Genomic DNA, 13,451 nt, shown 5'->3' with positions numbered 1-13,451 from the left:
CCTTGTTTGTTAGTTCCGCCTAATTTATAAGGAGTACCTTGCCACTCTTGCTGGATCTGCACCAGCAACTGCTGCTGTTGAGCAACTAACTTAGACGTTTGAATAGGTGGGGTTGGAGCAGTGGTTTGACGATTATTGCTGCAGCCGCTCAACACTAAGCAGCCACAAAGCGCCAGATATACAGACCAAAGCTTAAATTGGGAGTTCATTTTGGCCGCGTTATGCTAAAACTACTACCATTTGCCCAATACTCTCCTCCCCCTAAGCGCCCTAGTGGATTTAGCTGGTTGCTGTTCACTTCGACTCGCTCTTGTTGCATGGTCACCACACTGTCATCTATATAGAGGTGTAAGACTTTCAGCAGGATCATCGCTTGTGGGGTATTGCCTACCGATTGTATTTCATACAATTCACAAGCCATAGCGATGGGGGCGTCTTTGAGGCGGGGTAACTTAAAGCCGGCAAAAGCACAGGTAGGTAATTGCTGTAAGTCTAATTCTGATTCGCCATGCGCTAAACTTCTGGCAGATTCCGTTACCTGAGGCGCTTGCGCCGCATTGGCGATATGTACTACACATAACTTACGCTGTTTAATATTAACAGTAGTATCTTTATCACTACCATCGGCTTTCTTGCCAATGGATAACATAATTAAAGGTGGATTGGAGCTAACTGCCGTAAAGTAGGAAAACGGAGCAAGATTATAAGAAGCTGCTGCGCCGTTATCAGTTAATACCCAAGCGATAGGTCGTGGCACAATGGTTTGTGTCATACAGTGATAGACCTGATTAGAGCTCAAACCTTCGAAATCTAAGTACATTGCTGTCTCCAAGGTAACAATCAGCCCACCGAAGCGGGCTTAACTCACTATTCATAATATGGGTTTAAGACTTAAGCACATCATTAAGAGCAGCTAGGCATAAACTTACGTTTTCTTGACGTGCGGCATAACCCATTAAACCAATCCGCCAGGCCTTACCCGCAAATTGACCTAAGCCTGCACCAATTTCCAGATTATATTCATTCAATAGTCTAGCTCGAACCGCTGCTTCGTCGACCCCTTCTGGCACAGCTACCAAGTTAAGCTGAGGTAAGCGGCATGACTCATCCACCATTAGTGCCAAACCTAGTTCACTTAAGCCTTGAGCAAGTTGTTGATGAAAATCGGCATGACGTTGCCATGATACTTCTAGGCCCTCGTTATAAAGCGCCAACAAGGCTTCATGCAAGGCATATAAGGCCGTAACTGGCGCAGTATGGTGATAAGAACGTTTTTGTTCACCCGACCAATAGCCCATCACCAAGCTTTGATCTAAAAACCAACTCTGCACTTTGGTTTTGCGTTTACTCAACTTGTCGATAGCGGCTTGGCTAAAACTCACCGGCGACAGGCCCGGTACACAGGACAAACATTTTTGGCTGCCAGAATAAATGGCATCAATGCCCCATTCGTCAACCTTAAGAGGGATACCACCGAGTGAGGTCACCGCATCAACAATTGTTAAACAATGGTGCTGTTTAGCTAACGCACATAGTGCTTGGGCATCTGAAGCCACTCCGGTTGAGGTTTCGGCATGTACAAAAGCTAATACTTTTGCGTCAGGGTGTTGCTCTAAAGCCTTTTCAACATTATTAATAGAAACGGGTTCCCCCCAACTATCCTCCACGACAACCGCTTCACCGCCACAGCGTTCAACATTTTCCAGCATCCGTTGACCAAATACGCCATTGATACAAACAATAACTTTATCTCCGGGCTCAACTAGATTAACAAAACAAGTTTCCATGCCCGCCGAACCCGGTGCAGACACGGCAAAAGTATGCTGATTGCTTGTTTGAAAGGCATACTGCAATAAAAACTTTATTTCATCCATCATCCCAACAAACAAGGGATCTAGATGACCCACAATAGGGCGACTCTGGGCTTGTAATACCTGAGGGGAAATATCTGAAGGACCGGGGCCCATTAAAATACGGCGAGGGGGGTGAAAGGAAGCAATGTTCATCCTAATATCCTTTTAGTTATTCGATTTAGTCTAAAGACTTATTTTTGTTATAGGTACAGCGTCCACACTGTAACATTGCGCCTCTAAAAACTGAATATAAAGCCCAAAGCGCTATTGAAGCCACGCTAAGCATCAACGCAAAACCCTATATATAAGTTAAGCAATTAAACTCGAAATGCCTGCTAAATAGGATTAAATAAACTAAAGATAAAAAGCTAAGCACAAATACTTTTATGCACTTCACATAATGTCTCTGAGCTTAGTTTATTGAATAAGATCAGAACTAAGCAAAATAACCAACAAAATATTTACACCAGCAACAAAAAAGCAACACCAAGCACAGCTAAAAACCAAACAAAACAGCAGCGTAAATTTGATCAAAAACAATAAAATGTTGGTTTTATCAGCTCGCCAATAACCATAGAGAACACCTTTTACCAAGGGCATTGTCGCTAACAAAAAACCAGCCAGAATAATTACTCATTGATGATTTTTAGCTTAAGAAATTTCGTTTAACAATCCGCCCCCTTACCAGCAAGGCTTGGATGCTCAATTTATCAACAAAGATTGTTACTAAAGTGCTTAAACCACTTATGCGTTATTCATAAAAACGAATAAAAATTCACACTATTTTCCCAACAAGAACACCAATAAAAACAACCAACATAAGATTAGTTTTTCTAATCCAAAACAAGTGTTTTTACTTGTTTGAGGATCTGCAATTTGCGCACTATGATCAAATCATCAATTTAGATGAGGTCATCAACATGAGCACTAACGTACACACTATTAGCAATCGCAAAAATACTTCTTTCTTTCACTTTTTTGCTGAGGCTTACCAACTTTGTAATACTTGGATCAATCGCCAAAAAACCCGACGTCAATTAGCACAGCTTCCCGCTTACTTGCTACGCGACATTGGCTTAACTGAGGCCGACCGTTACCAAGAGTCACGCAAGCACTTCTGGGAAGACTAATACCGCTAAAAACGTTGTTTTGCCAAGGACCTCAGGCTTACATTTAAATTAACGGCATGTTGCTTTGCACATGCCGTTTTTGTTTTTTCTTGTTACCATTCCCGCTTTGTTATCTGAGATGAATCGCAGCATGCCAACACTAGCCCCCAACCTTATCGTTGTATTAGGCCCGACAGCCTCGGGTAAAACTCAGCTAGGAGTAAACCTAGCGCGCCACTACGGAGGGGAAATACTGTCTGCTGATTCTCGTCAGGTATATAAAGGTTTAGATCTGGGTTCTGGCAAAGACTTAGCCGAGTATCAAGAAATTCCTTATCACCTTATTGATATTGTTGAACCCGATAGCGAATACAGCGTGTTTCACTTTCAACGCGATTTTTTTGCAGCCTACCAACAGGTTAAACAAGCCAATAGGCTGCCAATCATGGTCGGCGGAACAGGCCTTTACATTGACGCAGTCACCCAGAACTTTCAATTAAGTGAAGTGCCCGTTAATCAGCCGCTCAGAGAACACTTAGCCGAATTATCGCTGGAACAATTACAACAGCGCTTATTGCAGCTAAAACCACAGCAACACAACAGCACCGATTTAACAGTGAGGCCACGGTTAGTCAGGGCCATTGAAATAGCAGAGGCTGACCAAACTGCGACACAAGCTAGCCCTCAACACCCGGAAATTTCAGCACTGTATCTTGGAATACGCTGGGATAGAGCGGTTTTGAGGCAACGCATCACCCTGCGCTTAAAACAACGTTTAGAAGAAGGCTTAATAGAAGAAGTTCAACAACTCCACCAAGGCGGGGTAAGTTACGAAAAGTTAGAATTCTACGGTTTAGAATATCGAATGGTGGCGCAGTATCTACAACACAAACTTAGCTGCAATGACATGTTCCAAAAGCTTAATTCACAAATCCACCAATTCGCCAAACGTCAAGATACTTGGTTTAGAAAAATGGAACGCCGCGGAGAAGTAATCCATTGGTTAGATCCTCAGCATGACTTGGTAGCACAAGCCCAAAGCATCATTGAACCCCACCTAGCCAGCTTAACAGCTTAAGATTTAGGAGGCTTAGCAGCGAACCAGCGGTAATAAAAAAACATTAACCAATGAGCAAGACTTAGCCCAGCAAACGCGGCGAAGCCAAACCATAAGGCAAGATGGTATACAGCAACATCGCCTTGATAAAGAAAACTGGGGATTAACAGCACTAAGCAGCCTAAATTGGCCAACAACATACACTGTTTACAGCGCCCTAGTTTTTCAACAAACCAGGCCTTCTGGCAAAACGGACAACTCACAATATACTCTCTAAGCGGCAATGCTCGCTCGATTATCCACGCAGCATAATTTTGATCAAGCGCTTGCTCAGCTTGTTATAAGGCGGGCGCAGTAGCTTAAGCGCAGAAAAACGACTTTGACTAAATACCGGCAGCATTTTTGAAAACTGCACAAAACCATCATAACCATGATAGTGCCCCATGCCACTGCTCCCCACTCCACCAAAAGGCAGCTCATGTTGGGCCACATGCAACAGTACATCATTGATGCAAACCCCACCGGCTGAAATTTGCTGAATCAATTGTTGTTGAATGGCGCGCTGATAGGAAAAGATATACAAGGCCAAAGGATGACTGTGTTGTTGAACATAAGCTACAGCGTCATCGAGTTGCTGATATTCCACTATCGGCAGCAAGGGGCCAAATATTTCTTGCTGCATCACCTCAGCCTCACGCGGCACATTAAGCAGCAAGCGCAGAGCAAACTTACCCGCACTGTCACCGGCAATGAGCTTGCATTCTTCGGCCCCTAGCTCAAGCGCTTGTTCATTCAACCAATTAAGACGAGCTAAAAACCTCTCTGAAATAATGCTGGAGAAAGCCTCATCAGCCACGCTTTGATAGTGCTTTTGACAATAGCGAATGCAAGCATCAACAAAGGCTTGGCGGCGTGAGCTGGGCAGCAACACATAGTCTGGCGCCACACAGGTTTGTCCGGCATTAAACAACTTGCCCATCATAATCCGTTCGGCCGCCAGCTCTATTGGGAAATCGTCCGTAATAATCACCGGGGATTTGCCCCCCAGTTCTAAAGTCAGTGGCGTTAATTGGGCAGCCGCAGCCTGCATCACCTTGCGCCCAGTTGCGGTAGAGCCAGTAAATAACAAATGGTCGAAAGCCAAAGCCGAAAAAGACGCGCCTAGTTGGCCAACTTCATCGGCATACACACGAACCACCTCTTCAGCAAGATATAATGGCATTAAGCGGATCAACAGCCGACTTAAAGCAGGACTTAACTCCGACATTTTAAGCATCACTCGGTTGCCCGCCGCTAAAGCATCTGTAAGCGGCCCAAAGGCAAGATATAAGGGATAATTCCAAGGCACTATCACGCCGACCACCCCCAGCGGTTTAGCCACAACACGATTACTCGCTCCGGCAAACCAAATGCTCGTAGCCCTTCGCTGAGGCTTTAACCAAGACTTTAAATGTTTTTGTGCATAACGGATCCCTGCAATCGCAGGAAATAACTCCAGCACTTGGGTCTCTTCAGCGCAACGTTGGCCAAAATCGCTAGCAATAGCATCAATAATGTCCTGCTGGTTTTCTAACAGCAGTGTTAGCAACTGCTGTAAATGATACTTGCGCTGCTGCAAGCTTGGCGCCCCATGCACCAATACAAGCTGCTTTAATTGACTTAAGTCTTGCTGAAGCTCCACGACAGACATTGTTATTCCTCATCATTACTCACTTTACTCAGGCTAGGTTACTCAGGGTAACTTGTAAACTAAAACAGAAATGCTTGAACATTTTCATGGCAAACAGCATAGTTGGGCGCAATCACCCATGCCGGAGAATTGGTATTAAGCACGCTCCCTTTGTTGCCCCTTGGTGGGCCAGAAACACGCATATTCAAACCCTGTTACCCACCTTTTTAAGGCGTAAACAACGGCTCAAGCTAAACTGGCAACAGCTGGATTTAGCCGACGGTGATTTTGTCGATCTCGCCTGGGTAGATAGCCCACAGCAAAGCTCGGCTGAACAGCCGATAGTGGTGCTTTTTCACGGCTTAGAAGGAAGCGTAGATTCCCCCTACGCCAAAGGCATGTTGCAAGCTAGCCAGCAGCGAGGTTGGCGCGCTGTAGTGATGCATTTTCGTGGTTGCAGTGGTAAACCCAACAAGCAATGGCGGGGCTACCACAGTGGTGAAATCGGCGATGCCAGCGCTTGTATTAACTACTTAAATGAACAATTCCCAAACGCTCCACTGTTCGCCTTAGGTTATTCCCTAGGTGGCAACATGTTAGTAAACTACTTGGCGAAAGTCCCAGACTCACCGATTAAGGCCGCGGCCATAGTGTCGCCGCCACTAGATTTAGCCGCCTGCTCCGAGCGCTTACAGCGAGGATTCTCACGAGTCTACCAACATCACTTACTCAGCCGAATGAAGCGTAATCTTCGGCATAAAATCGGCCTCATAGACAAGGCTCCGCTTAGCGAGGAACAAGTTAAAACTTGGCGTAATTTCACGCAATTCGACGAGCACTATACTGCTAAAGCCCACGGCTTTGCGGGAGCGGCCGATTATTACCAGCGCTGTAGTGGGTTAGCATTACTAAAAGACATTCACCACCCCACCTTGTTAATTCACGCGGCCGACGACCCCTTCATGGATCAACGAGTGATCCCCCAAGGCCACCAACTAAGTCCCAGCGTAGACTACCGTTTGAGTCATAGCGGTGGACACGTAGGATTTGTTAATGGTAGCCTGCTGCGCCCAAATTTCTGGTTAGAAACCACTATTCCAGAATGGTTTCAGCAACAATTGGAGCGCCCAGCAAAATGATCATTCCATGGCAACAATTAGAACCCGCAACACTCGACGCTTTATTAGAGAGTTATGTACTGCGCGAAGGCACCGACTATGGCGAACAGGAACTCAGCTTAAGTGACAAACTCGCACAAATTAAGCAACAAATTACTAATGGCACGGTTTTAATCGTATACTCTGAACTTCATGAAACAGTAAACTTAATTGCCAAAGAGCAATTTGATGCCTCTGCCAAGGAAGGGCAGCAGGATGATCAGTAAACCCGGTTTATAGTCATCAGCAACAGATAAGGCCATTATGTCAGCTAAGCATCCCATTATTGCCGTCACCGGTTCCTCAGGAGCAGGCACCTCAACCACCAGCGAAGTCTTCGCTCATTTATTTAGACAGCATAAGCTCAACGCGGCCTTCATCGAAGGCGATAGTTTCCATCGTTATACTCGCCCAGAAATGGACGTAGCCATTCGTAAAGCGCGTGAACACGGCAAGCACATTAGCTACTTTGGCCCTGAAGCCAACGACTTTAATCTGCTCTATGAGTTTTTCCGCCAATATGGCGAAACGGGCGTAGGCCAATACCGACGTTATCTGCATACCTTTGATGAAGCCGTACCCTACAACCAAATGCCGGGCACCTTTACCCCGTGGCAAGATCTACCAGAAGAAACCGACGTGCTGTTTTATGAAGGCTTACATGGCGGGGTGGCTTATGAAGATAAAAGCGTGGCTTCAAAAGTCGACTTACTAATTGGCATGGTGCCGATTGTAAACTTAGAGTGGATCCAAAAATTAGTGCGCGATACCACCGAACGTGGCCATTCTCGCGAAGCGGTGCAAGAATCCATCGTGCGTTCGATGGATGATTACATCAACTACATCACCCCGCAGTTTTCACGCACCCATATCAACTTTCAGCGCGTGCCTACGGTTGATACCTCCAACCCCTTTAGCGCCAAAAGCATTCCTAGCTTAGATGAGAGCATGCTGGTGATCCGTTTTCGCGGTTTAAAAAATGTTGATTTCCCTTACTTGTTGCAGATGATTGATGGCGCTTATATGTCACGGCAAAACACCATTGTGGTTCCGGGCGGAAAAATGGGCTTTGCCATGGAATTGATCCTGTCGCCAATGATCCAACAGTTATTAGAGACAGGAAAAATACGTTAACTAGGCGGCTTCAATTCGGTAGCTGTGGCTAATTTCACAAGCCTTGCCCAACATCAGAGAAACCGAGCAGTACTTGTCCATGCTTAGTTGCACGGCTCTGGCCACATGTTTCTCGCTTAAGTCTGTACCGCTAACCACAAACTCTAAATGGATATGAGTAAAAACACGAGGCGTGCTGTCGGCTCGTTGTGCTTCTAGATTGACCTTACAGTCACTCACTTGTTGTCTGGCTTTGCTCAAAATGGAAATCACATCCACCGAGCTACAACCTCCGGCCGCCATTAGTACATATTCCATAGGGCTAGCCGCAGCTTTTGCACCATCACCATCCATTAATATTTGGTGACCCGAGCTACTTTCACCAATAAATTGCAGTTCTTTAGACCAAGAAACGGTCGCTTTCATGTTAATATCTCCCAAGGAATGTTTCGTGTTGCAGCTTAATCTAGGTCAAGGTGTAAGGCTAGACTATGCCTCATACTAAAGGCGTATAAATGCCTTGCAGCAAAGCCAGAAGCCTTTTATGCTAGAGGCGGAATGGACAACAATTAAAATAAATACAGTTTGTTAGTGTGCAACTAACGACTAATTAAAAAAGACAGAGGATTTCTTTAATATGGTAATTGGCAAACCTCAAGCTGATCCGGTGATGGAATGGTTTCTTTCTCACTGCCACATTCATAAGTACCCTTCAAAAAGTACTTTGATCCATGCTGGTGAAAAAGCAGAAACCCTTTACTACATCGTAAAAGGTTCAGTGGCTGTATTGATCAAAGACGAAGAAGGCAAAGAGATGATCTTGTCTTACTTGAATCAAGGCGACTTCATGGGTGAGCTGGGTCTTTTCGAAGATACTGAAAACCCTATTCGTACCGCTTGGATCCGAGCCAAAAGCCCGTGTGAAGTGGCAGAAATTTCCTACAAGAAATTCCGTCAACTTATTCAAGTCAATCCTGAAATTCTGATGCGTCTGTCTGGTCAAATGGCTAACCGTTTGCAAATCACCAGCCAAAAAGTAGGTGACTTAGCGTTCCTAGATGTAACAGGTCGCATTGCGCAAACCTTGTTAAATCTTGCTAAGCAGCCTGACGCGATGACTCACCCAGATGGCATGCAAATTAAGATCACTCGTCAAGAGATCGGCCAAATTGTAGGCTGTTCTCGTGAGACAGTGGGACGTATTCTTAAGATGCTGGAAGAACAAGAATTGATTACCGCGCACGGTAAAACAATCGTTGTTTACGGCACGCGCTAGTCGCAGCTACACCATCGAAAAAGCCGCTTTAATGCGGCTTTTTTTATGTCTACTGCCGGCTGTCGGTACTACTAAAGATTTTGTCTGCCGACGCTTCAACAAAACCTGAGTACAACTCTCCATCGGCTCGTTTATAACGTAAGGCAAATTCATAAAAGCAGCTAGGAATGGACTGTTTGCAGTCACTAAAACTAACTTCAGCATGGTCCGCCAAAGTCGAAGACTGCTCAAGCAACACCTCGGGTGAACCCTTAATTTCTCCACCCACGCTGTTTAAGACAAAACCCGCATCAAGTAGTGCTTGATTGACTTGCTGTAAGCTTTGATAGCCCGCGAGTTGATTTACCGATACGGTAAAGTGGTTGGCTCGATAGCCATAAGCCGCCAACCAGCCGGCATACTCACTTTCTTGCAATAAGCATTGATAATCAGCATAACTCAGCTGCCACGGCCGACCCGAGAAAAACACTTCAGGACGAAGATACAGTTCTGGGTTAACCTGACTAGCCAAATTTTTCACCAATTGCTGCGCCTGCGGCGATAAACTCTCAACCTGCAGCTCACTAATAAACACTTTAGGCACACTGGGATCGCTATGTTCAAAATGCGCCGCGTCTAAATGTTTAGCAGCAAAATGATAAGTCCCACCTTGGCGGTAGCCCATGGCCAACAAATGTTGAGCAAAAGCCTCAACGCCGGTTCCCGGCAGATTAAAACTACGCACCGCAATATGGTCGTTAACTATTGGCTGGCCGCCACCCAAGAGTTGATGGATTTTCTCAGCACTGGGGGTTACCGCCAAATACTGTTGCCAAAGCCGCTCAAAAAACAGCGTCACGTTCATCTGCTTATCCTCCACTTAAAAGTGTAAGCCGGGACTTAAGTTTTCGGGTAGCACACTGCCGCTACCTTCCATGGACGCCACCGGGTAAGCACAGTAATCGGCGGCATATTTTGCACTGGCGCGATGATTTCCCGACGCGCCAACACCGCCAAACGGCGCGGCACTAGAGGCGCCAGTAATAGGACGATTCCAATTTACAATGCCAGCTCTAATACGGTGACGGAAATTTTCCCACTTGGTGGGTTGATTACTTAACAAACCAGCCGATAAGCCATAGCGAGTATTATTGGCTAATGTTATGGCCTGCTCCCAATCATCATAGAACAGTACTTGTAATAGCGGGCCAAAGTATTCCTCATCGGGTAGTTCAGCCACCTTAGAGACGTCGATAATACCGGGAGTGACAAAACCTTTAGTACTATCAGTTTGAACCAAGGGCAGTAAGGACTTGCCACCTAAAGCTTGCAGCCGCTGCTGAGCGTGCACCATTGCCGCGGCGGCTTTAGCCGAGATCATCGCGCCAATAAACGGCTGTTCCTCGGCATCGTATTCACCTACTTCAATAGCTTTACTCACTTCAAGCAAGCGCTGCAGAATCAATTCGCCTTGTTCGCTCTTCGGTAGCAATAAACGACGCGCACAAGTACAACGTTGCCCAGCCGAAATAAATGCCGACTGAACAATGTCATGCACCGCCGCGTCAACATCGTCCACCTCTGCCACCAATAAAGGATTATTGCCGCCCATCTCCAAGGCTAAAATCTTATCTGGCTGGCTAGCAAACTGTTGATGCAATATATGACCAGTAGTAGAGCTGCCAGTAAAAAATAGACCGTCGATACCTGGATGCGAGGCCAAGGCTTTGCCAGTTTCAAGCTCACCCTGAACCAGGTTTAATACACCGTTGGGCAAACCCGCCTGCTGCCATAATTGGACGATACGCTCTGAAGTATATGGGGTTAACTCTGAGGGCTTTAATACCACGCTATTGCCGGCGATGAGAGCCGGCACAATATGCCCATTAGGCAAATGTCCAGGGAAGTTGTAAGGGCCAAACACCGCCACTACACCATGCGGCTTATGGCGTAATACTGCGGTGGCGGCGGGTAGCTCGGTGCTCGATTCACCGGTGCGCTCTAAATAGGCTTTCTCAGAAATAGCCACCTTGCCGATCATCGCGGCAATTTCAGTCCGAGTTTCCCATAAGGGTTTGCCGGTCTCAGTGGCGATTAACAAGGCTAACTCTTCTTTATGAGTTTCGAGTAACGAGGCGAATTGTTTGATGATGGCCATACGCTGCTCTAAGCCGCTCATATACCAAGCAAACTGGCTATGTCTAGCGGCGTTCACGGCACTGTCTACCTGCTCAGGCGAGGCGGTTTTCCCTTGCCAAATCACTTGGTTCTTTGCCGGATCAATGGATTTGAGCAGCGCTCCTTGCCCTGCTAGCCATTGACCATTAATAAACTGATTTAACTCTGCCATTTTTACCTCAATCCTTAGCCGCCAACCGTGGGCTAGCATCATTATTCGAAACGCAAAGCGCCTACTCGAAGGCTATCACCCTCACTCACTTGCAGAGCGTTAGCCGTTTGTTGGGAAATCACCGCCCTCGGTTGCTGCCGATGTAGTTCGATCTGGGCAACACAAGCTCGGAAATCTTTTAAGCGCGCATTAGTCAGTAACATCTGTTGCGCATCCTTACTCGGCTCGCCAATGCTTAAGCTCACCTTAAAAGATTGCTTAACACTTTCGATGAGTTGTAAGGGACACTCCACGGTGGGTCCGGCGTCAAAAATATCGACATAGCCATGCTTACAAAAGCCTTCAGCTTCAAGTAAGCGCAAAGCCGGTCGAGTCTTCTGATGCACTTCGCCAATCACCGCCTGCGCCTCTTTACTCAGCAAATTCACATAAATGGGATACTTTGGCATCAGTTCGGCAATAAACTCTTTTTTACCCACGCCGGTTAAATAATCGGCGGTAGGGAAATCCATGCTAAAGAAATTGTCTTGTAACCATTGCCAAAAAGGTGAGCGCCCCTGCTCGTCCGACACGCCGCGCATTTCGGCGATCACCGAGTCATTAAATCGATGTGGATGCTCAGCCATCAGTAAAAAGCGACATTTAGACAACAAACGGCCATTTTGGCCTTGGCGATGAGACTCTTGCAAAAATAGCGTACACAGCTCGGTGACGCCGGTGTAGTCATTAGTGAGGGTTAACGTTTCCACCACGTTGTAGATATTTAAACTGCGCGAAGCATGAACCACCTTACCCAAATGGTAGGTGTAGAAGGGGCTATTCAAGCCAACTGCCGCATCGATGGCAGTGGTGCCCACCACCTCGCCGCTCTCGCTATCTTCTGCCACCATCAAATAATGCAAATCACCGGGATGGTCAATATCACTGGCAAAAGAGCGAATGGAATGAGCGAGTTTTTCTCGCAATAAGGGTTCATCTACCGGTAAGGAGGTAAAACCAATCCCTGAGCTCACAGCCATCTGTAATAACGCAGGATAGTCCGTTTCCTGAATAGGACGGATCACTAACATGGCTATTTCTCCTATGATCAAATAGCACTGAGCTGTGGCTAAGCTTTAGCCACAAATACAACTAATAAGCCTGCTAGGCTGGCAGTTTAACCACCAGCCTGCGAAACCTTATGCCTCTACAACCTTGGCTACTGCGTGTTCACAACGCTGCATGCCCAGCTCAACATCTTGCTGGGGAATAATCAAAGAAGGAGTAAAACGAATCACGTTGGCTCCGGCAACCAATACCATCAGGCCTTGCTCTGCCGCCGCAGTTAAAAAGTCCCGAGCACGTCCTTGATATTGCTCATTAAGCACCGCGCCTAACAATAGACCTTTACCACGCACTTCAGAAAAAACCTGATATTTTTGATTGATCGCATTAAGCGCATCGCGGAACCATTGTTCGCGTTGCTTCACGCCCGCTAAGACTTGTTCACTATTCACAATATCAAAGGCCGTCTCGGCAACAGCACAAGCTAGAGGATTACCGCCATAAGTGCTGCCATGAGTGCCCACCTTCATCGAAGCGGCAATCGCCGTTGTGGTTAGCATGGCTCCAATTGGGAAGCCGCCACCTAAGGCTTTAGCAGAGCTCAAAATATCAGGAGTAACACCTAAACCCATGTAGGCATACAGGTCGCCAGTGCGCCCCACCCCGGTTTGCACTTCATCAAAAATCAATAGCGCATTGTGTTTATCACACAATTCTCGCACTTTTTTCGCGAAGGCTAAATCAGGACTAATAATGCCGCCCTCACCTTGCAAGGGTTCCATCATCACCGCGCAGGTTTGTTCGTCGATAAGAGCTTCTAAGGCCACTAAATCGTTATAAGGAA

At 46.5% G+C, this 13,451-nt stretch carries 15 protein-coding genes and 1 pseudogene; 6 read left to right on the top strand and 10 right to left on the bottom strand.

The genetic code is table 11. The features are described from left to right. The 3 genes and pseudogenes from ACQY6Q_RS02685 to ACQY6Q_RS02675 all read right to left on the bottom strand — a co-directional run. Window positions 1–209, bottom strand: a pseudogene (locus ACQY6Q_RS02685) (hypothetical protein); the annotation flags it as partial. Then, window positions 206–820, bottom strand: a complete 615-nt coding sequence (locus ACQY6Q_RS02680; protein ID WP_427977559.1) for a flavin reductase family protein — start codon at window positions 818–820, stop codon at window positions 206–208. The gene ACQY6Q_RS02680 and the pseudogene ACQY6Q_RS02685, both read right to left, overlap by 4 nt. A 64-nt stretch (window positions 821–884) precedes the next feature. Next, complete coding sequence (locus ACQY6Q_RS02675) at window positions 885–2,006, bottom strand: pyridoxal-phosphate-dependent aminotransferase family protein (RefSeq protein WP_427977556.1); 1,122 nt, start codon at window positions 2,004–2,006, stop codon at window positions 885–887. A gap of 767 nt (window positions 2,007–2,773) precedes the next feature. Between ACQY6Q_RS02675 and ACQY6Q_RS02670 the strand changes: the two genes are divergently transcribed. Both ACQY6Q_RS02670 and miaA read left to right on the top strand, forming a co-directional pair. Next, window positions 2,774–2,983, top strand: coding sequence for a DUF1127 domain-containing protein (locus ACQY6Q_RS02670; protein WP_427977553.1), 210 nt, complete (start codon window positions 2,774–2,776; stop codon window positions 2,981–2,983). A 130-nt stretch (window positions 2,984–3,113) separates the two neighbouring features. Beyond that, window positions 3,114–4,040 (top strand): tRNA (adenosine(37)-N6)-dimethylallyltransferase MiaA, encoded by a 927-nt coding sequence (gene miaA / locus ACQY6Q_RS02665; RefSeq protein WP_427977550.1) that lies wholly within the window; start codon window positions 3,114–3,116, stop codon window positions 4,038–4,040. Here the strand turns inward: miaA and ACQY6Q_RS02660 are convergent. Together ACQY6Q_RS02660 and ACQY6Q_RS02655 are read right to left on the bottom strand one after the other, a co-directional pair. Beyond that, window positions 4,037–4,282: a DUF3624 family protein gene (locus tag ACQY6Q_RS02660; RefSeq protein ID WP_427977547.1), complete on the bottom strand. Its 246-nt coding sequence runs from the start codon at window positions 4,280–4,282 to the stop codon at window positions 4,037–4,039. The genes miaA and ACQY6Q_RS02660 overlap by 4 nt on opposite strands. Before the next feature lie 32 nt (window positions 4,283–4,314). Next, window positions 4,315–5,709, bottom strand: coding sequence for an aldehyde dehydrogenase family protein (locus ACQY6Q_RS02655; RefSeq protein ID WP_427977545.1), 1,395 nt, complete (start codon window positions 5,707–5,709; stop codon window positions 4,315–4,317). An 86-nt stretch (window positions 5,710–5,795) separates the two neighbouring features. On the opposite strand from ACQY6Q_RS02655, the gene ACQY6Q_RS02650 reads away from it, so the two are divergent. From ACQY6Q_RS02650 to ACQY6Q_RS02640, 3 genes are read left to right on the top strand one after another with little or no spacing between them, the layout of a single operon-like run. After that, window positions 5,796–6,827, top strand: coding sequence for a hydrolase (locus tag ACQY6Q_RS02650; protein ID WP_427977542.1), 1,032 nt, complete (start codon window positions 5,796–5,798; stop codon window positions 6,825–6,827). Further along, window positions 6,824–7,072, top strand: coding sequence for a YheU family protein (locus ACQY6Q_RS02645; protein WP_055732921.1), 249 nt, complete (start codon window positions 6,824–6,826; stop codon window positions 7,070–7,072). Before ACQY6Q_RS02650 ends, ACQY6Q_RS02645 begins: the two co-directional genes overlap by 4 nt. Window positions 7,073–7,109: 37 nt before the next feature. Continuing rightward, window positions 7,110–7,979, top strand: coding sequence for a phosphoribulokinase (locus ACQY6Q_RS02640; protein ID WP_055732922.1), 870 nt, complete (start codon window positions 7,110–7,112; stop codon window positions 7,977–7,979). On the opposite strand, the gene ACQY6Q_RS02635 is transcribed toward ACQY6Q_RS02640, so the two are convergent. After that, entirely contained in the window at window positions 7,980–8,384 is a 405-nt protein-coding gene (locus ACQY6Q_RS02635; RefSeq protein ID WP_055732923.1) for an OsmC family protein, read from the bottom strand. A gap of 211 nt (window positions 8,385–8,595) precedes the next feature. On the opposite strand from ACQY6Q_RS02635, the gene crp reads away from it, so the two are divergent. Next, window positions 8,596–9,234 carry a cAMP-activated global transcriptional regulator CRP gene (gene crp / locus ACQY6Q_RS02630; RefSeq protein WP_016403770.1) on the top strand — a complete coding sequence of 213 codons (639 nt, stop codon included), beginning with the start codon at window positions 8,596–8,598 and terminating at the stop codon, window positions 9,232–9,234. Window positions 9,235–9,283: 49 nt separating this feature from the next. Here crp and ACQY6Q_RS02625 read toward each other — a convergent pair whose 3' ends face one another. The 4 genes from ACQY6Q_RS02625 to ACQY6Q_RS02610 form a co-directional block, all read right to left on the bottom strand. Beyond that, entirely contained in the window at window positions 9,284–10,078 is a 795-nt protein-coding gene (locus ACQY6Q_RS02625) for a DUF1338 domain-containing protein (RefSeq protein WP_427977538.1), read from the bottom strand. Between the two features lie 15 nt (window positions 10,079–10,093). Then, complete coding sequence (gene astD, locus ACQY6Q_RS02620; protein ID WP_427977536.1) at window positions 10,094–11,563, bottom strand: succinylglutamate-semialdehyde dehydrogenase; 1,470 nt, start codon at window positions 11,561–11,563, stop codon at window positions 10,094–10,096. Window positions 11,564–11,604: 41 nt separating this feature from the next. Further along, on the bottom strand, window positions 11,605–12,633 hold the full coding sequence (astA, locus tag ACQY6Q_RS02615; RefSeq protein WP_427977533.1) for an arginine N-succinyltransferase: 1,029 nt from the start codon (window positions 12,631–12,633) through the stop codon (window positions 11,605–11,607). A 108-nt stretch (window positions 12,634–12,741) separates the two neighbouring features. Next, window positions 12,742–13,451: aminotransferase class III-fold pyridoxal phosphate-dependent enzyme (locus ACQY6Q_RS02610; RefSeq protein ID WP_427977531.1), on the bottom strand; the 710-nt coding region annotated here is incomplete at its 5' end.

This window comes from Agarivorans sp. (assembly GCF_050295395.1).
GTDB lineage: Bacteria > Pseudomonadota > Gammaproteobacteria > Enterobacterales > Celerinatantimonadaceae > Agarivorans.
This window is presented reverse-complemented; position numbering and strand designations above follow the sequence as displayed.